Below are 18390 nucleotides of genomic sequence, written 5' to 3'. Positions count from 1 at the left end.
AATATGACCTGTCATGATGTTAATAATGAAACGAAAGAAAAAGAAGATTTAAAATGGTGGCAACTCTCACTTATTGGGATTGGTTGTACGATAGGGACGGGCTTTTTTTTAGGATCTAGTATAGGAATTAAAATAGGTGGTTCTTCAATTATTCTTATTCTTATTTTAACTGGATTCACTACATATATTGTATTTGAGGCATTGGCAAAAATGGCTGTAGAAGATCCACAAAAAGGATCTTTTCGCATTTATTCAAGAAAAGCTTTTGGAAATTGGGCGGGTTTTAGTCATGGATGGACATATTGGTGTTCTGAACTGCTTATTATGGGTAGCCAGTTAAGTGCGTTAGGAATCTTTTCACGCTACTGGTTTCCTAAAATACCATTATGGATATTTGCTACTATATATGGAGTAGCGGCTATATTAATTATTTTTATAGGGGTAAAAATATTCGAACGTTTAGAGAAATGGATGGCTATTATAAAGATTGCTGCTATTATGGGGTTTATTGTAATTGCTATTTTGGTTATTTTAGGATTTATAAAGGGTGGTTTATATAAAGCACAAATTCCGCGGAATTTTAAAGATTGGTTTCCAAATGGATTAAAAGGCACATGGTCCTCTCTAATTTATGCATTTTATGCATTTGGAGGAATTGAAATTATGGGGTTAATGACAATAAGGCTTAAAGACCCTAAAGATGCAAAGAAATCAGGAAGAGTAATGTTAATGATTTTAACGATTATTTACGTAGTCTCTTTAGGGTTGGCAATTATGATGGTTCCATTAAACCAGTTTAATACGAAAGAAAGTCCTTTTGTAATAGCATTACAAGATTATAATTTGCCGTACGTGCCATTTATTTTAAATGTGGTATTAATTTTAGCGGGTTTTTCAACATTAGTTGGTTCATTATTTGCAGTGACAAGTGTATTAATGAATTTAGCTGAAGAGGGAGATGCACCTGCAATGTTTGCTAAAAAAAATAAAAAAAACATCTCTTTTCCAGCCTTAATTCTTATTATAATTGGACTTGGTGCTTCTATCCTTAGTGCTTTATTCCTACCCAAAAATATATATGAATATGTAACAACTGCAGCTGGATTAATGTTGTTATATACATGGAGTTTAATTCTTCTTTCATTTTGGAAATTAATGAATCCCAAAGGTTGGATGCAGATAAAAAGTATTATTGGTCTTATTATGATTGCATTAGCTGTTAGTGGAACATTATTGCAAAAAACAACCCGTTTCGGTTTCCTAGTGAGTTTGTTGTTTTTAGGAATAGTTATTCTTGTTACTATAATTGTTCATTTTGTCTCAAGAAAAAGAAATACAGCTATATGAAGTATCTTTCTTTTCACAATAGGAATAGTATGTCAGAAATAAATAATAGAAGTTATCGGAAAATAATTTGGTAAGTTTGAAAACCAAAATATAATCCATAAATAATAAGTGATACGCCAGATACTACCGTTATAAGAGACAATATACGAGCATTCAAAATTTTACGAAACATACTAGATGTACTTGCCATCGTAATATCCCATATAAAAATACCTAAAATAATCCCTAAGCTATATAACAAAAGCTGCTCTTTATTATAAGAAGAAGCGGCTTTTGCTAATATCGAGCCGAAAATGCCAAGCCAAAATAGGATTGTTAATGGATTAGATAAAGACATAAAGAAACCAGAAAAGAAGCTTTTAATAATTGAATCGTCATTTCTAGTATTACTAATGCTAATTTGATTCGCGTTTTTTAAACTTTCGATGCCTGTATAGATTAAAACAAAAGCTCCGAAAGACCATAAGAAAAGTTTTATAATATCTTTTTCAAGGAAATGAATTACACCTAAATAAATAAGTGCCATGTAGATAACATCTGCAAGTAAGGCTCCTATGCCGAGAATCCAAGCGTGAAAAAAGCCACTTCTAATACCCTTTTCTAACTGTGCAGCATTTATAGGCCCCATTGGAGCAGATAATGATAAACCCAAGAAAACATAACTTAAAAATATTCCCACGTATAACATGCTCCTCCCACTAAATTTGATCTATATTAAATCTATTCAGTGGTTAAAGTTTGTACAACTAAATAATAAAAAGCAGAGGGGATTACTTATTTTTATGCAAGTATTTTATTATTCGAGAAAATGGACACTTTGTTGGAATTGTCTCATCATCACGTAAAAAATATTGCTGCCATTCATAATTATCTTTTTGACCATAATCTTTGAGAGAAGGATGAATAGGAGCTTTATCATAAGCGGCTAGACGTTGACGTATTAAGTTTTTTAGTTTTCTACTGCGTTTCTCAGAGCTCATAATCCCCTGTAAAACCCATCTAGGGGTTAAAGCGAGCATCATACATGAAAAATGTCTACTTTGTCTATTGACATGGGCGGGTGTAGCGCAGTAAACAAAATATGATTCATTATGAAAGCAAAATTCCCAAGTGTTTTCCATAGGGTCATTTGGAATGTGTGTAGGCCATTCCATCTCGTCCAAACGGCTAGTTGTATTAAGGAGAGACCAATAAATATGTTCAAAATCTTCAACTGTAGTTTCTCGCTCTAAATCTATTGGTGTATGAATAAAAACAATAAATGAGGCATATTGACCTGTTTCTCTAGAACATTCAGTATATTCTTTAAGTAATGCAGCAAAATCCGCACTAGTACTCATATCTCTAGGATCACCAATGAATCCGTATCTGAGGTGATTGGCTGTAAAACCGTGTTGGGCTGGTATACAAGGGAAAGGTTTATTTTTATCTGTCATTTTCAATTTGAAAGAACGAAAAGCTTCTTGTTGCCAATGTGGAAGGGTAGTAAAAATTTTTTGTAAAGAGTTTTTATCATAAAGTATAGTCATCTTTTTATCCCTCCTAAGTCATAATATATAGCCTATTAATTACTTAGAAATAGGTGACTAACACAGCAAGAATAATTGTTTTTCGTTTTATTAAAATGAAATAATTTAATGGGTACCCCCTGTAACGAGTTACTTTAATATCTAATAATGTATAAATTTAAGTAACTATAAAATTTGAAAAAATATGTAGGTACAATGTTCACATTTATATTTTCTAACTAGTATGGTTTATAACGAAATAAGAAAGGATGTATTATGATGTGGATTTTTAAAGAAGAAAAAATTAAATTTATAGATTGTAAAGGCGAAGAAGTCATTTTGAAAATCAAAATTAAGGATATAAAAAGTAGGGAAGAGGAATTAGGTCTATTTTATTGTGATTAACATAGAAGAATGGAAAAAATGATAAATTAGGTTGAAATGAATTCATATAGTATAGGCCCTTTTTGAATTTTTTTGCATAATGTAGAATGAATGCATATTAAGGAGGAACATCTATGTCTTATCCTAATCAATTAGCTTGGCATGAAACATTGGATTTACATGAATTAGTAGCATTCCAAGCGAATGGTTTAATTAAATTAAAAAAATCAGTTAGAAATGTACCAGATCAAGCACTTCAATCGTTATATATTAAAGCTATAAATGCTATACAAAACAATTTACAAGAGTTAGTACAGTTTTATCCATATGCTCCTGGATTTCAATCGCAACATCGTGATGACACTGGATTTTACGCTGGAGATTTGCTTGGGTTAGCAAAGACATCTGTTCGAAATTATGCAATAGCGATTACTGAAACTGCAACACCGCGACTTAGAGAAGTTTTAACCCGTCAAATAAATAGTGCTATACAATTACACGCACAGGTTTTTAATTTTATGTATGAACGTGGTTACTATCCAGCTTATGATTTAAAGCAGCTATTAAAAAATGATGTGCAGAATGTGCAAAAGGCGATACAAATGCAATATTAAAATGAAGATATGGAAATTATCTTTAGAGAAAAACTATAGTTTATATAGGTCAAACAGTTAAGACTAAATGGTAATTTCCATTGTTAATAAATTGATTAAATTCTACTAATATAAATTCATTCTAAAATATTTAAGAAATTATACAAAGGCTGTTTTAGAATACGAGAATCTATATTTAAGAACTTGTTAGAGAATTATTTTTTAAATAGAAGTAGATGTTTGTATAATATGTGGTGATTATTGGTAAAAAAAGTTGTTATCGGGAATCTCTTGAACTAGAATTTTTAGTACAAGCTATAACGGATGTTTGTACATGTTTTAAACAGGAGAGTCATTCATTTTGAATTAACTTTGTTTAGTTTTCATTTGAAAAACAAACAAAAAATAAAAAAGTAGAAATAAAATATATAAATTCCAAACACTTGGAATTGTAGATATTCCGAAATAGATTCCTCCAGGTAATAACCAAATACTGCAAATTAAAATCAAAATATTTTCTCTTTTAACTATTGAAATGAACGCCCAAAAAGAGGGGAGTAATAACATGAAAAGAACCGTGATGAAAAATTCTTTATTAGATAGTTGATCGCTATACGGATTAAAATATAGAAATAATAGCGAAAGTAAAAAGATACTTATAGATGAAATCAATCCTACATAAACATGTATATTGTTTTTCATAATTAAGATTCTCCCTTCAATAACAATCTACTTATAATTCTATTTTCAAAAACAAATTTTATGTAATTGTACTATAAATAAAAAAGCAGTTAGCAAAAGCTAACTGCAGTGAGAAATTTACATCCATGAAATTAAGGAGTATAACTATCTCATGGGTTAAGTATAGTATGAACAAAAAAATTGAGCTTATACTAAAAAATTAAAAAGAGCAGTTATTGATTATGACTGCTCTTTAATGGCAAGAAATAAAGCCTGGGTAAGAAGCAGACTTTATTATATGTAGTGTTTGCGAAATTTCAATTTTTATTCCAAAAGAGTAGTGCTATTCTTAGAATATAGATATTGCCTACATTCAGTTTTTTAACAGATTAAGTTTAAAAGCTTTTAAAGGATGATTTTGCATTATACTTTGATTCATTAATATAAAAATAAACAAAGTATTTCCGCGTTTAATGCATCTTTTTATCTATATATTTTCCGTAATCAGGTACAGCAATTTTATCAAATTCTTGAACGAGTGTTTTGAGGCTTGTTGATAGCAATTCACCCGACATCGGTATTCCATGTCCAGTAACAGCGGTTAGAGGCTTTAACTTTTCTAGCTTAAGAACTGACTCTTTAGCGGCTTTCCAGTTTGTTGTTAAATAGCGAGGCGGACCGCTTATTTCCTGTTCTTGAGTTATGACTTTATATAGATACTCCTGTTTCACTGTAACAAAAGCGTCCCCAGCAATTAAAGTTCGGTCTTTTTCTCGGAATAATGAAATATGCCCTGGAGTATGTCCTGGTGTATGAATCCATCTAAACTCTGGCATATGGGGAACAGTTCCATCGGTAGGTAGCGCTTTTACATTATTTCCTAAGTCAATTGGTTCGTTTGGGAACAGAGGAGACATTTTCGCTACCATACCACCTTCAACTGTAGGGTCTGGTTCTGGATAGCTTTGTTGTCCGGTCAGGAACGGTAGCTCCATTTGATGTGCATAGACGGGAACATCCCAATGCTTGATGAGTTCAATTATCCCCCCAACATGATCAAAATGACCGTGAGTTAAAATAATTGCTTTTGGGCGACTATTGGTACCAAATCGATCCTCAGCGATAGAGATAATTTCATTTGCACATTTAGGCATTCCAGCATCAACTAAAACAAAATCATTGGTATGCGGATTTCCAACAAAGCATATATTGACAATTTGAATCGTGTAACAAAATAAATCAGGTAATACTTCGATGCCGTGACCACTTTCAATTGAAGTTGCTGGAATAAACTTGTAATCACTTCCATAATTCATTTCATTGTCCAATTTTTCTCCCCCTTAAGTTATTTTCATACATATTATAGTTCCCTAATTTTAAAAATCCATTTTGGAGGATGTCGTTTTATAAATACAATTTCATTCATTTCCTTTAGTATTTCGCATTCCGTTTACTTATACATAGAGTGCATATTCAAATTTATTTCTATCGTAATTCAGAAAGTCTCTACTTGAAGTAGGCATCCACCTATGAAAAATTTATAGTATATCAACTTTGTTTCTTACTCGTTTATTACATTTACTATCACAAGTACTCTTATTAAAATGAGGAGAGAAACGTACTTGATTATAGAAAGTTTTTAATTTGAGAGGAGGAACTATCATATGGCAAAGGTACTAATGTTTAATTTTCCAGGGGAAGGACATGTGAACCCAACTCTTGCTCTTATTGAAGAATTAGTAAAAAGAGGAGAAGAAGTTGTTTACTATTGTGTAGAAGAGTATAAGGGGAAGATTGAAAAAACAGGAGCTTCGTTTCGTCCATATGAAAATTTTTTAGAAAAAGTAGACATGTTGGAAAGAATGAATGGAAAAATAAATTCCTCTGAACTATTGTTACACATGGTAAAATCCATGGACAACATAATAAAGATTATTATAGAAGAGCTGAAAGAAGAAAAGTATGATTACGTAATATATGATAATAATTTTGCAGTAGGATGGATGATAGCTGAATCATTAAATTTACCTAAAATCTCTTCATGTACAACATTTGCAGTTACGAAAAAGTTATTTAACGTATTGATGAATAATCACAATGAAGGGGACAAAAAGTCACCTCTTTATCAAGAAGTTACGCATATTCTAGAAAAGTGGCAAAAGGTATGTGGTTTTTCTATGAATCAAAAGAAAAATGTAATGACGTGTGCTGGAAATATTACTATCGTATATACCTCTAAATTTTTTCAACCTGATGTGGAGGAATTGGATGATTCTTATATCTTTGTTGGACCCTCTATTACATCACGGAAAGATGTACAAGAAGTTGTTTTTAAACAAAAGGAAGAAGAGAAACTCATTTATATCTCTATGGGAACTGTATTTAATCAACAGATGGATTTTTATTACATATGCTTTGAAACATTTAAAAATTTTCCTGCTACAATCATATTGTCCGTAGGAAAACATATCGACATCAACCAATTGAAAAATATCCCACCCAATTTCAAAGTTTATAATTATGTGCCTCAGTTAGAGGTCTTGAAACAAGCTAATCTTTTTATTACACATGGGGGAATGAATAGTTCTAGTGAAAGCTTATATTTTGGTGTTCCTATGATTGTTATACCAGTTATGGGAGATCAACCGATAGTGGCTCAAAGAATAGAAGATTTAAAAGCTGGCATACAATTAAATCTAAAAAAGCTTACTCCAGTAATATTACATCATGCAGTAATAGAGATATTATCGAATAATGTATACTTAGAAAATAGTCATAAAATCAAATGTACTTTAAAAGATGCTGGTGGATATCGTAAAGCCGCTGACACAATAGAAATATTTAAGTTAAATATGGGTATTAAATAAGATGCCCCAGTTGCAAAACAGAGCAGCTGGGGCATCTTATTATTTTCTTCCTAACTTAATTATATCATGTAATTTACGTTCGAAATAGACTGTTTCTTCTCATTTACTACTGTTACAATCAAGAACACATGAATAGTAAGGAGAGGTGCCAAATGAGTTCTTTCGTTCTCGATTTTCAGGAAATAGAAAAAACGCAGCTTTTTCTCGTTGGTGGAAAAGGATTGAATTTAGGGGAGTTATCCAATATTCAAGGGATACAAGTGCCAGAAGGATTTTGTGTTACAACGGTAGGGTATGAACAGGCCATCGGAAAAAATGGAGCGTTTCAAACTTTATTGAATCAATTAGCAATGCTAAAAATTGAGGAACGAGATCGAATTGGTGAAATTAGTAAGCAGATTAGAGAAGTCATTATGGCGGTGGAAATTCCAGTTGATGTAGTGGAATCAGTAGCTCATTATCTCTCGCACTTTGGCGATGAACATGCATATGCAGTGCGTTCGAGTGCTACTGCTGAAGATTTACCGTATGCCTCGTTTGCTGGTCAACAAGATACGTATTTAAATATTATTGGAAAAGAAAACATTTTGCAGCATATTAAAAAATGCTGGGCTTCTTTGTTTACAGATCGGGCGGTTATATACCGAATGCAAAACGGTTTTGATCATAATCAAGTTTCTATATGTGTTGTCATTCAAAAAATGGTTTTCCCTGAGGCTTCAGGAATTTTATTTACTGCGGATCCGATTACTTCGAATAGGAAGGTGTTGTCAATCGATGCCAGCTTTGGACTTGGCGAGGCGCTAGTATCTGGATTGGTTTCTGCCGATAATTATAAGGTAAAAGAAGACGAAATCGTCGAAAAGGTCATCGCAACGAAAAAATTAGCCATCTATGGACGAAAAGAAGGCGGAACAGAGAGAAAGAAAATTGCTCCTAATCAGCAAAAATTTCAAACACTTACTGAGCAACAGATTTTACAACTAGCACGCATCGGAAGACAAATCGAAGCTTATTTTGGTTGTCCGCAAGATATTGAATGGTGCTTAGTTGATGATACAATTTATATAGTCCAAAGCAGACCGATTACGACTTTATATCCAATTCCAGAAGTAAATGATGGGGAAAATCACGTGTATATATCAGTTGGTCACCAACAAATGATGACCGATGCGATGAAACCATTAGGTTTATCTTTTTTCCTGTTAACGACTAGTGCACCTATGTGTAAAGCCGGAGGAAGACTATTTGTTGATGCTACGCAAAGACTAGCTTCACCTGCTAGCAGAGATTACTTAATAAACACTTTAGGTAAATCGGATCCGCTCATACGAGATGCATTAACGACTGTAATTGAGCGAGAGAATTTTATTGAATTGTTATCGGATGATGAAAAAGAAAAGGATCTTAGTAAAAAAGTGCCACCTGCAAGTTCGCAACCACAACCTGAAAACGATCCGGAAATCGTTACGAATTTAATAAAGAATAGTGAATCATCAATAGAAGAGTTAAAACGAAACATGCAAACGAAATCAGGGGTGGATGTACTTGATTTTATTTTAGAAGACATTCAGCAATTAAAGAAAGTATTATTTAACTCGCAAAGTATAGCTATCATTATGGCAGGTATGAATGCTTCATCATGGATTAATGAAAAGATGGAACAATGGTTAGGGGAAAAGAATGCAGCAGATGTACTTTCACAATCTGTACAACATAATATTACGTCAGAAATGGGGCTAGCGTTATTGGATGTGGCAGATGTGATTCGGCCGTATCCGGAAGTCATTGCGTATTTACAGCATGTAGAAGATGACAGCTTTTTAGATGAATTAATTCAGTTTAAAGGCGGGGAAAAAGTTCGGGATGCAATCGGGGCGTTTCTAAGCAAATATGGAATGAGATGCAGCGGAGAAATCGACATTACGAAAACGCGCTGGAGTGAACAGCCAGCTACAATTATACCGATGATTTTGAATCATATAAGGGACTTTGAATATGGTGCTAGTAAACGGAAGTTTGAAGAAGGGCTGCAGGAAGCTTTGAAAAAAGAAGAAGAGCTGTTAGAGCGATTGCAGCACTTGCCGGATGGGGAACAAAAAGTAGAAGAGACGAAGAGAATGATTTGTAACCTCCGCAATTTCATCGGTTATCGTGAATATCCGAAATACGGCATGATTCATCGTTATTTCATATATAAGCAGGCATTACTGAAAGAAGCAGAGAAACTTGTGCAAAATAATGTTCTGAATGAAATAGAAGATATATACTATCTAACTTTTGAAGAACTTTACGAAGTCGTCCGCACAAATAAACTAGATTATAAGATTATTCATAAACAAAAAAATGCGTACAAATTATATGAAAAACTAACACCCCCGCGTGTTATCACGTCTGATGGAGAAATCATTACAGGTAAGTACAAACGCGAAAATCTCCCAGCTGAAGCTATTGTAGGTTTGCCTGTTTCTTCTGGAGTGGTTGAGGGGAGAGCACGCGTTATTTTAAATATGGAAGACGCGAATTTGGAAGAGGGAGATATATTAGTTACGGCATTTACTGATCCTGGCTGGACACCTTTGTTTGTTTCTATAAAAGGGTTAGTCACTGAAGTCGGCGGGCTTATGACGCACGGAGCAGTAATCGCACGTGAGTATGGCCTACCAGCAGTTGTTGGAGTAGAGAACGCTACGAAACTAATAAAAGACGGGCAACGAATTCGGGTACATGGAACAGAAGGATATATTGAAGTGTTGTAGTTGTATTTTAGATAAATAAAGAAATCGTCCACTAAATATAGTGGACGATTTCTTTATGATTTTAATAGTTTTATCAACTTTCATCAATATTTTCTGAAATATTGATGAATCAGAATGTATGTTCATCTAAAACAAAGGATTTTTTCAAAAATATTACAAATTCAGACAATGCATTGATAATTTTCTGAATTTTCTGTAATATATAAACGTTGTATCGTATTTAATATTGGGGAGGAATAGGGATGAAGAAAAAACCTTTTAAAGTGCTGTCTACGCTTGCGGCGGCAGCTGTGCTTAGTTGCACGTTTGGGTATGGGGGTCAATCTGTTTATGCGGCAACGCCGTCTAATGGGGAAACTTTAAGTCCGATTGATGAAAATTTAATTCAAGAGGAGCGTTTAGCAGATGCGCTCAAGAAACGCGGTGTAATTAATGAATCTACGTCGAAAGAAGACACATTAAAAGCTGTTGAAAAATACGTAGAGAAGAAAAAAGGAGAAAATGCGGGAAAAGAACCAGCAGCGGGGGATAGTGTTACGAGAGAAGCTGCTGACTTTTTGAAAAAAGTTAAAGATGCAAAAGCAGGTGAGAAAGAAAAAGCAGATCAACCTGCTAGTGGTCCAGTAGCGGGACAAGAGCCGGTTAAAGGGGGATTAAACGGCCAAGTACCAACTACTTCAGCGAAGCAAAAACAATATAACGGTGATGTTCGTAAAGATAAAGTTCTCGTATTGCTAGTAGAGTTTGCGGACTTTAAGCATAACAATATTGATCAAGTACCAGGTTATATGTATTCAAATGATTTTAATCCAGAACATTATCAAAAAATGTTATTTGGTAATGAGCCATTTACACTCTTTGATGGTTCAAAAGTACCAACATTTAAACAATATTATGAAGAGCAATCTGGTGGTAGTTATACAGTAGATGGCACAGTAACAAAGTGGTTGACAGTTCCTGGTAATGCGGCAGATTATGGCGCAGATGCAGGAGATGGCGGTCATGATAATATGGGACCAAAAGGACCTCGTGATTTTGTAAAAGAGGCATTAAATGCGGCTGTAGAAAGTGGTATTGATTTATCTGAATTTGACGAATACGATCAATATGACAATAATGGTGATGGCAATAAAAATGAACCAGATGGTCTGATTGATCACTTAATGGTCATTCACGCTGGAGTTGGGCAAGATGGGGGCGGTGGTAGACTAGGTGATGATGCAATTTGGTCACATCGTTGGCACCTTGGAACACCATATCCAATTGAAGGAACAAAAGCAAAAGTTGATAACTGGGGCGGTAAGATGGCAGCATACGACTACACAATTGAGCCAGAAGACGGAGCGGTTGGTGTATTCGCACATGAATTTGGTCATGATTTAGGTCTTCCAGATGAGTATGATACGAAGTACACAGGAGCAGGTGAGCCAATTAACTCCTGGTCTGTTATGAGTGGCGGTAGCTGGGCTGGTAAAATTGCAGGAACAACGCCACCGAGTTTCTCTCCGCAAAACAAAGAGTTCTTTCAAAAGAACATGGGTGGAAACTGGGCCAATATTGTAGAGGTTGACTATAATAAATTAAATAGTGGTATTGGCTATGCGACGTATTTAGATCAAAGTGTAACGAAATCAAATCGTCCTGGTCTGATTCGTGTTAACTTACCAGATAAAGAGGTAAAAGGTATTCAGCCTGCATTCGGTAAGAAGTACTACTATAGTACAAAAGGTGATAACCTTCATACAACATTAGAAACGCCAGTGTTTGATTTAACAAATGCAACAAATGCGAGGTTTGATTATAAATCAATGTATGAAATTGAAACGGATTATGACTTCCTTGAAGTACATGCAGTGAAAGAAGATGGTACGAAAACGTTAGTGGATCGAATTGGTGAAAAAAATGTGAAAAATGGTCTAGACACAACAGATGGTAAATGGGTAGATAAGTCTTATGACTTAAGCAAATTCAAAGGTCAAAAAGTAAAATTAGTATTCGAATACATTACAGATGGTGGTTTAGCGCCGACCGGTTTTACTTTTGATAATGCTACATTAACTGTAGATGGAAATGTTGTGTTCTCTGATGATGCAGAAGGCGAAACGAAATTTAAATTAAATGGTTTTGTTGTAGCAGACGGTTTTGATAAGAAGAAGCATAACTACTATTTAGAGTGGAGAAACTATGCTGGTGCTGATCAAGCGTTAAAATATAGCAGTGGTGTACCGTATAATACAGGTCTGCTAGTATGGTATGCAGACTCTAGTTTTACAGATAATTGGGTTGGTTTACATCCAGGTGAAGGTTTCTTAGGAGTTGTTGACTCTCACCCAGAGGCAATTGTTGGAACACTAAACGGCAAACCAACTGTTAAAAATAGTACACGATTCCAAATCGCAGATGCTGCGTTCTCCCTTAACCAAACGCCAGCATGGAAAGTGGTATCTCCAACACGCGGAACATATGATTACAAAGGATTACCAGGTGTAACGAAGTTTGATGACTCTAAATTGTATATAAATGATTTAATCCCAGATGCAGGACGTAAATTACCGAAATTTGGATTGAAATTTGAAGTAGTTGGACAAGCAGATGATAATTCTGCAGGTGCAGTTCGTTTATATCGTTAATAATGTAGAAGCTGTTGAAGGGGAGTCCTTTCAACAGCTTTTTTTACAGAAACATAAATTTCAAGTTATTAATAAAATAATAGAAATTACTAAGCAAGCGGGCTTATTTCTTTAAGCCAGCAGCATAAAAAGGTCCATGAACTGCGATTGTTGATAAAAAGCGAGCAATCTCCTCAGGTGTTTCTTTTTGTCCATTATTTAACCATTGTTGGATGACACCTATATGTGCAGATGCCATATAAGAAGTTAAATATTCGCTTGGAACAAGTAAATTCTCCTTATTAATGAGAGGACCATTCGTATCTTCAAATAATGTTTTCCACATAAAGTCTTTCAGTTTTGTTTGGAAAGATAAATCTCCTTTCGGACTTAGTACAGCTCTCATAAAATCACTATTTTCATTTAGAAATTCAAGAATAGAAGTGATAAGTATAAATGGCATTGTTGGAGAAGGATTTGATCCAAGGTCAGCAATAACTTCCGGGAATTTCTGTTTAGCAATGCTAGAAAACTCGTACATAATGTCTTCTTGGCATTTTGTCATTAAATCAAATTTATCTTGATAGTGCGCATAGAAAGTACCGCGATTAATGTTTGCTTTCGTTGTAATATCTTTCACTGTAATGGCGTCAAAACCTTTTTCTTCAATTAGCTCCACCAATGCATTTCGTATGGCAGTTTTCGTACGAACAACACGCAAATCTAAATTATTATCGCGCAAAGCATATCCCTCCTTAATTTTACTCAACACATTTGGAAAATGTGTCTTATAACCAACACATTCACGATTTTTGATTATTGTATAAGGTTCAACTCGAACATATAATTCAAAATATAAATAAACAACACGTTGTTGGTTATTATAGATCAAATTAAGGGAGGAGAAAAGAAAATGTTTAAAAATAAACTTTTATTTTTATCACCAGTTATTGCACTACTTGTTGTTTTTATTTTTTCATTAACGCTATTTCCAACTGTTCAACCGCAGCCGAAAAACTTGCCAATTGCAATTGTAAATGAGGATCAAGGTGTAGAAATTCCAAATCAACCGAAAATGAATATGGGGCAAACGATCGTTGATAACATGAAAAAAACAGCGAAATCAGAGGAAGAACCCGCAGTGAAGTGGGTAGAATTAAAAAATAAAGAAGCCGTTCAAAAGGGATTAAACAATAAAGAGTATTACGCGGCATTAGTCATCCCGAAAGAATTTAGCGCAAAACAAGCGTCGTTACGAACACCACAGCCATCTTCACCTGAGATAGAAATATATATTAATCAAGGAATGAATACGGCTGCATCAACTATGGCAGGGCAAATATTACAGGCGATTGTTGATAATATGAACAATACTGTTCGTACACAAATATTAGAAGGGTTGAAAGCAAAAGGAGCTACTGTAACAACAGATCAAGCTGAGAAATTAGTAACACCTATTGTAAAGAACGTGAAAAATGTGAATGAGGTCGGCAAAAATAGTGCGAACGGTAACTCACCAATATCATTATTCCAGCCGTTATGGATTGCAAGTTTAGCTAGTGCAGCGATTATTTTTATTGCGATTAGTAAAATGCCAGTAAGCTCAAGAAAAGAAAACTTTCTGTTAAAAGTAAAACAAATCGTAACAGGAGCTATTGCGACACTTGTAATTGGGTTTGGTCTTACATGGATTGCAGATGGGATGGTAGGGTTAAATATTTCGAACTTCACGGATACAGCTCTATTCTTATCCATTACTTCTTTTAGTTTCTTCTTAATGATATCTGCAGTACTATCATTAGTTGGGCTAAAAGGAATCGGTTTATTCGCTTTATTACTATTCTTCGGGGCACCGTTATTATCATTAGCACCTGAGATGTTGTCTCCGTTTTATCAAGACTGGGTTTACTCATGGTTACCAATGAAATTTATGATTGAAGGCCTAAGAGAAATCTTCTTCTTCGGAAAAGGGTTAAGCTGGAATACACCTGTTACTGTACTCGTTTGGATTGGTATAGTAAGTATGGTTACTATATTAGCAACTGCACTCAAACGTAGTGTAGTAAAAGGGCATAAAACAGAATTGAACGCTTAAAAACAAGCCGTTTCACTAATTAGTGAAACGGCTTGTTTGTGATTTTTTCTCAATGTAAATGCCTGATTGTTGAAAAGTGTAGTGTTTAGAATTAAGGCGAAATCTTTAAAGATCGCGTACGTTCCAAACAATCTCACCACGTTCATCATCCCACGTACTGTGATGCCGCTTAAATCCTATCTTTTCTAGTACCCGGAGGGAAGCGATATTCCAAGCACCTACAGTCGACCAAAGTCTTTGGCGCCCAGTAGCAATCGCCGCGTCCAGTACAACAGATGCGGCCTCAGTCGCATAACCTTTACCATGAGCGCTGCGGAACAACTCGTATGCAATCTCCGGCTCTTCAAGTGTGGAACGACCGATAATTAAGCCACAGTACCCAATGAAATCGCCTTCGTCTCTCCTTCGAATAGTGAGAAGGGAAATACCATTTTCGTCTGCCTTCTTGCGCATCTCAATAAGCCGGTTACGAACGGAATCAACGGCTGGAATGTCCACGCCACGTTCGCCAATTAATTTGCTCAGCCAAACGGAATCGGATTCCTCCCACATACTAAGCTCAAGTCTTTCGGTTTTCAGCTGGAAGGCCATAGTTTTAAATAAAGATGGCATAGTGGTACCTCCTAGTTATATGACTGGATTCATAATAGCTTCGCATCTCAACACCACATCTGGTTGGAAACCTGATTCATTCGCGAATTTATAGCAACAGCGTACAAAAAAATAGTGATATTTTATCCGCTATTTGCCGTGTAGTAAAATCCCCACTGATTATAGTTTCACTTTATGAATAAGCAATTCCTTTACAAAATAGACCCTTTTCTCAAACTTTTCTTTCAATCTAAAGCCGTCCCGTTATATACACAGGCTCCTACTATTTCTAAATGCATAAAATGTTAAGCGAAAGTATGGGGGGATATGATGTATAATTCGAATTATTATGATTGGTATAGGCAGAATGATAAGTTAATTAGTGATATTGAAAAAGCTATAAATGGAGAGTATAGCGCTATAAGCTGCTATGCAAAATTAGCGAATATGGCTCCAAATCAAGTAGAACAAAAACAAATTCTTGAAATTCGTAATGATGAAATAAAGCATTTCCACAACTTTGTACAAATTTATACGAACTTAACTGGTAGGCAGCCAAAACCACAAATTACTGAAGACTGCCCAAATACGTATTTACAAGGATTAGAGTTCGCTATACAAGATGAACAAAAAACAGTAGATTTTTATTTGGAAATTTCAGATGAGACATCGGATGTACATTTGAAAGAGTTGTTACGGAGAATAGCTGCGGATGAACAAAATCATGCAGTATGGTTTTTATATTACTTCGTGAAGTCGAAGTGAACATTAAGAATGAACGACTGATGTGGTGCATATATTAAAAAATATTTTAAAACGTAGTGCAACAATTGAATGGAATATTTAAATGTAAGCAGAAGGAAACCGTTTCGCTAGTAGTGGAGCGGTTTTTTTATGATGTACTTATGTATCGACAAAATATAGTAATTACATTTCATATATAATGTATGAAACGAAAATGAATAAGTTAGGAGCAAGCATATGAAAAGAGGGATTTTTGTAGATATTCCAAATGAATACAGCAATGTACTTTGGAAAGTATTAAAGCCAATTGATATTACTGTATTTGATTGGCAAGTCATGGGAAGGGAGGAAGCTTATATAATAATAGGGAATGAATTAGGTCCAGAATTATTTTCAGAAGATAACGAGATCATGGAAGGATCAGAATTAAAAAAGCTAATAAAAGATAACATATATTATCTTTTATTTTTAGATCTAAAAGCATGTCCAAAAGGAGAGGTAATAGGAGAAATTGCAACATTTGAAGAATTTAAGGAGAGTAAGTGTGAAGTAGTCGTATTAGTAGCGGATGGCGAGTATATACAAATTTATGCGAAAAACCAAGAAGAGATTGAAATGATGTATGAAAACGCAGTGAATCAAGGATTTTATGTAGAATATATTACAGATGAAAATGATGGAAGGACTCGTTTGTCAGTATGGTAGCAATTTGAAAGGGGAAAGGCAATATGGAGAGAAATATAAGTAAAGAACATGCAATTCGAATTGCTACTGAAAATGAAAGTGATAGTATTATCCTTTTATTAAAAGAGGTAGCACAATGGCTACAATATAAAGAAGTGGATCAGTGGCAGTATCTTTTAGGAGAGGAAGCTACGGCTGAAATACTAGAATGTATAAGAGAGAAATATACATATGTTGTTCTGAAAGAAGATGAAATAGTTGGTACGGTTACAGTTTCTCCTAAACAAAATGAATGGGATGAACATATTTTTGGTAAAGAGGAAGTTTCTAATTCATTATATATTCATAGATTTGCGGTGAAACGGAAGTATAAGGGAAATGGAATAGGAGAATGGATTTTACGGTGGGTAGAAGAGAATGTGCAATGTGATAAAGAATATTTGAAGTTAGATTGCGTGGGGCATAATCGTACGTTGAATGATTTTTATAAGAAAAATAGTTTTGAATATGTTGGAAGTACGGATGGGCTTAGTAAGTTTCAAAAGAAAAGGAGAATGTGAATGCATCCAATTAACGTAAGTTTAGTTGAAAAGTTAATACAGGAACAGTTTCCTGAATGGGCCCATTTAGAAGTGAGACCTGTAAAGTTTAGTGGGCATGATAATAGGACGTTTCACTTAGGGGATGAGATGAGTGTAAGATTGCCAAGTGATGTGGCATATGCACCGCAAGTAGAGAAAGAAAATAGTTGGCTTCCTATATTAAGTAAGGGGCTTTCTTTACCGATTTCTACCCCACTTGCGAAAGGAAATCCGTCTGAAGCGTATCCATTGCCTTGGTCTATTAATAAGTGGATAGAGGGAGAAACAGTTACGAAACAAAACGTTCGGGATTTAAATGAATTTGCGGCGGACTTAGGATCTTTTTTAGTAGAATTGCAATCTATTAATGCGAGTAACGGACCTTTAGCTGGAACACATAATTTTTACCGAGGCGGACTTATATCTGTATATGATGAAGAGGCGAGAGTTGCTATTGAAAATAATAAGGATGTTTTTGACGAGGCATTATTAAAGCACCTTTGGAATGTAGCACTTAGTTCGACATGGGATTGTAAGCCAGTTTGGATTCATGGAGATGTAGCGCCAGGGAATTTACTCGTTAAAGATGGAAAGCTTTGTGCTGTAATTGATTTTGGTATTTTAGGTGTAGGAGATCCTGCTTGTGATGCAGCGATGGCTTGGACGTTTTTTGATGAAAATAGTAGAAATGTATTTAAAGAAGTATTACGCATGGATGAAGAAACGTGGAATAGAGCGAGAGGATGGGCACTTTGGAAGGCGTTAATTACATATGATGCGAATAGGGATAGTAATGAAAAAGTAGCAGAAGAATCGTATCGTATCATGAAAGTGATTGTGGATGATTATAAAGGGTAATAGAAAAGCCTATTTTAAAATAGGCTTTTTCATATGATTAAATAGTAGAAATAGAAAGAAGGAATATAACATAATTATACAGAATATTT

At 34.6% G+C, this 18390-nt stretch carries 16 protein-coding genes; 11 read left to right on the top strand and 5 right to left on the bottom strand.

Translation table 11 applies throughout. From position 1 onward, the window contains the following. The first annotated feature begins 3 nt into the window (after positions 1–3). The gene (locus GBN91_RS26395; protein ID WP_152122691.1) at positions 4–1347 is read left to right on the top strand and encodes an amino acid permease; all 1344 of its coding nucleotides are present in this window, start codon (positions 4–6) and stop codon (positions 1345–1347) included. Positions 1348–1399: 52 nt separating this feature from the next. Here the strand turns inward: GBN91_RS26395 and GBN91_RS26390 are convergent, their stop codons facing one another. Beyond that, a complete protein-coding gene (locus GBN91_RS26390) occupies positions 1400–2026 on the bottom strand; it encodes a LysE family transporter (RefSeq protein ID WP_033692229.1) in 627 nt (208 codons plus the stop codon). Between the two features lie 91 nt (positions 2027–2117). Then, complete coding sequence (locus GBN91_RS26385) at positions 2118–2876, bottom strand: YqcI/YcgG family protein (protein WP_152122688.1); 759 nt, start codon at positions 2874–2876, stop codon at positions 2118–2120. Between the two features lie 258 nt (positions 2877–3134). Between GBN91_RS26385 and GBN91_RS29520 the strand changes: the two genes are divergently transcribed. Next, positions 3135–3260, top strand: coding sequence for a hypothetical protein (locus GBN91_RS29520; protein ID WP_264299207.1), 126 nt, complete (start codon positions 3135–3137; stop codon positions 3258–3260). A gap of 113 nt (positions 3261–3373) precedes the next feature. Next, entirely contained in the window at positions 3374–3853 is a 480-nt protein-coding gene (gene cotF / locus GBN91_RS26380; RefSeq protein WP_060851962.1) for a spore coat protein CotF, read from the top strand. 1130 nt (positions 3854–4983) lie between these two features. Here the strand turns inward: cotF and GBN91_RS26370 are convergent. Next, positions 4984–5841 (bottom strand): MBL fold metallo-hydrolase, encoded by an 858-nt coding sequence (locus tag GBN91_RS26370; protein WP_006920795.1) that lies wholly within the window; start codon positions 5839–5841, stop codon positions 4984–4986. Between the two features lie 336 nt (positions 5842–6177). Here GBN91_RS26370 and GBN91_RS26365 point away from each other — a divergent pair, with 336 nt between their 5' ends. From GBN91_RS26365 to GBN91_RS26355, 3 genes are all read left to right on the top strand, one after another. Then, positions 6178–7380: a macrolide family glycosyltransferase gene (locus GBN91_RS26365; protein ID WP_086412555.1), complete on the top strand. Its 1203-nt coding sequence runs from the start codon at positions 6178–6180 to the stop codon at positions 7378–7380. Positions 7381–7532: 152 nt separating this feature from the next. Then, on the top strand, positions 7533–10139 hold the full coding sequence (gene ppsA, locus GBN91_RS26360; protein WP_152122686.1) for a phosphoenolpyruvate synthase: 2607 nt from the start codon (positions 7533–7535) through the stop codon (positions 10137–10139). Positions 10140–10381: 242 nt separating this feature from the next. Then, entirely contained in the window at positions 10382–12769 is a 2388-nt protein-coding gene (locus tag GBN91_RS26355; protein ID WP_152122685.1) for an immune inhibitor A domain-containing protein, read from the top strand. Positions 12770–12872: 103 nt separating this feature from the next. Here GBN91_RS26355 and GBN91_RS26350 read toward each other — a convergent pair whose 3' ends face one another. Then, positions 12873–13490, bottom strand: a complete 618-nt coding sequence (locus tag GBN91_RS26350; protein ID WP_001205505.1) for a TetR/AcrR family transcriptional regulator — start codon at positions 13488–13490, stop codon at positions 12873–12875. Between the two features lie 171 nt (positions 13491–13661). On the opposite strand from GBN91_RS26350, the gene GBN91_RS26345 reads away from it, so the two are divergent. Further along, a complete protein-coding gene (locus GBN91_RS26345; RefSeq protein WP_000475841.1) occupies positions 13662–14843 on the top strand; it encodes a YhgE/Pip domain-containing protein in 1182 nt (393 codons plus the stop codon). 105 nt (positions 14844–14948) lie between these two features. Here the strand turns inward: GBN91_RS26345 and GBN91_RS26340 are convergent, their stop codons facing one another. Beyond that, on the bottom strand, positions 14949–15455 hold the full coding sequence (locus tag GBN91_RS26340; protein WP_001139523.1) for a GNAT family N-acetyltransferase: 507 nt from the start codon (positions 15453–15455) through the stop codon (positions 14949–14951). A gap of 309 nt (positions 15456–15764) precedes the next feature. Here GBN91_RS26340 and GBN91_RS26335 point away from each other — a divergent pair, with 309 nt between their 5' ends. From GBN91_RS26335 to GBN91_RS26320, 4 genes are all read left to right on the top strand, one after another. Then, on the top strand, positions 15765–16199 hold the full coding sequence (locus GBN91_RS26335; protein WP_000282831.1) for a ferritin-like domain-containing protein: 435 nt from the start codon (positions 15765–15767) through the stop codon (positions 16197–16199). A gap of 216 nt (positions 16200–16415) precedes the next feature. Further along, the gene (locus GBN91_RS26330; RefSeq protein WP_000820156.1) at positions 16416–16883 is read left to right on the top strand and encodes a DUF2691 family protein; all 468 of its coding nucleotides are present in this window, start codon (positions 16416–16418) and stop codon (positions 16881–16883) included. Between the two features lie 23 nt (positions 16884–16906). Beyond that, positions 16907–17422, top strand: coding sequence for a GNAT family N-acetyltransferase (locus GBN91_RS26325; protein WP_000440744.1), 516 nt, complete (start codon positions 16907–16909; stop codon positions 17420–17422). Next, positions 17423–18301 (top strand): aminoglycoside phosphotransferase family protein, encoded by an 879-nt coding sequence (locus GBN91_RS26320; RefSeq protein WP_152122683.1) that lies wholly within the window; start codon positions 17423–17425, stop codon positions 18299–18301. Positions 18302–18390: the final 89 nt, after the last annotated feature.

It is taken from the genome of Bacillus sp. B1-WWTP-T-0.5-Post-4 (assembly GCF_009183795.1).
In the GTDB taxonomy this organism is placed as follows: domain Bacteria; phylum Bacillota; class Bacilli; order Bacillales; family Bacillaceae_G; genus Bacillus_A; species Bacillus_A cereus.
The sequence above is the reverse complement of the archived record's forward strand: the minus strand, read 5'-3'. Positions and strand labels throughout refer to the sequence as shown.

What these genes read in the sequence shown, in the direction of transcription:
- GBN91_RS26395 (WP_152122691.1), top strand. Translation starts at nt 4, where the DNA reads ATGACCTGTCATGATGTTAATAATGAAACGAAAGAAAAAGAAGATTTA.
- GBN91_RS26385 (WP_152122688.1), bottom strand. Translation starts at nt 2,876, where the DNA reads ATGACTATACTTTATGATAAAAACTCTTTACAAAAAATTTTTACTACC.
- GBN91_RS29520 (WP_264299207.1), top strand. Translation starts at nt 3,135, where the DNA reads ATGTGGATTTTTAAAGAAGAAAAAATTAAATTTATAGATTGTAAAGGC.
- cotF (WP_060851962.1), top strand. Translation starts at nt 3,374, where the DNA reads ATGTCTTATCCTAATCAATTAGCTTGGCATGAAACATTGGATTTACAT.
- GBN91_RS26365 (WP_086412555.1), top strand. Translation starts at nt 6,178, where the DNA reads ATGGCAAAGGTACTAATGTTTAATTTTCCAGGGGAAGGACATGTGAAC.
- ppsA (WP_152122686.1), top strand. Translation starts at nt 7,533, where the DNA reads ATGAGTTCTTTCGTTCTCGATTTTCAGGAAATAGAAAAAACGCAGCTT.
- GBN91_RS26355 (WP_152122685.1), top strand. Translation starts at nt 10,382, where the DNA reads ATGAAGAAAAAACCTTTTAAAGTGCTGTCTACGCTTGCGGCGGCAGCT.
- GBN91_RS26345 (WP_000475841.1), top strand. Translation starts at nt 13,662, where the DNA reads ATGTTTAAAAATAAACTTTTATTTTTATCACCAGTTATTGCACTACTT.
- GBN91_RS26340 (WP_001139523.1), bottom strand. Translation starts at nt 15,455, where the DNA reads ATGCCATCTTTATTTAAAACTATGGCCTTCCAGCTGAAAACCGAAAGA.
- GBN91_RS26335 (WP_000282831.1), top strand. Translation starts at nt 15,765, where the DNA reads ATGTATAATTCGAATTATTATGATTGGTATAGGCAGAATGATAAGTTA.
- GBN91_RS26330 (WP_000820156.1), top strand. Translation starts at nt 16,416, where the DNA reads ATGAAAAGAGGGATTTTTGTAGATATTCCAAATGAATACAGCAATGTA.
- GBN91_RS26325 (WP_000440744.1), top strand. Translation starts at nt 16,907, where the DNA reads ATGGAGAGAAATATAAGTAAAGAACATGCAATTCGAATTGCTACTGAA.
- GBN91_RS26320 (WP_152122683.1), top strand. Translation starts at nt 17,423, where the DNA reads ATGCATCCAATTAACGTAAGTTTAGTTGAAAAGTTAATACAGGAACAG.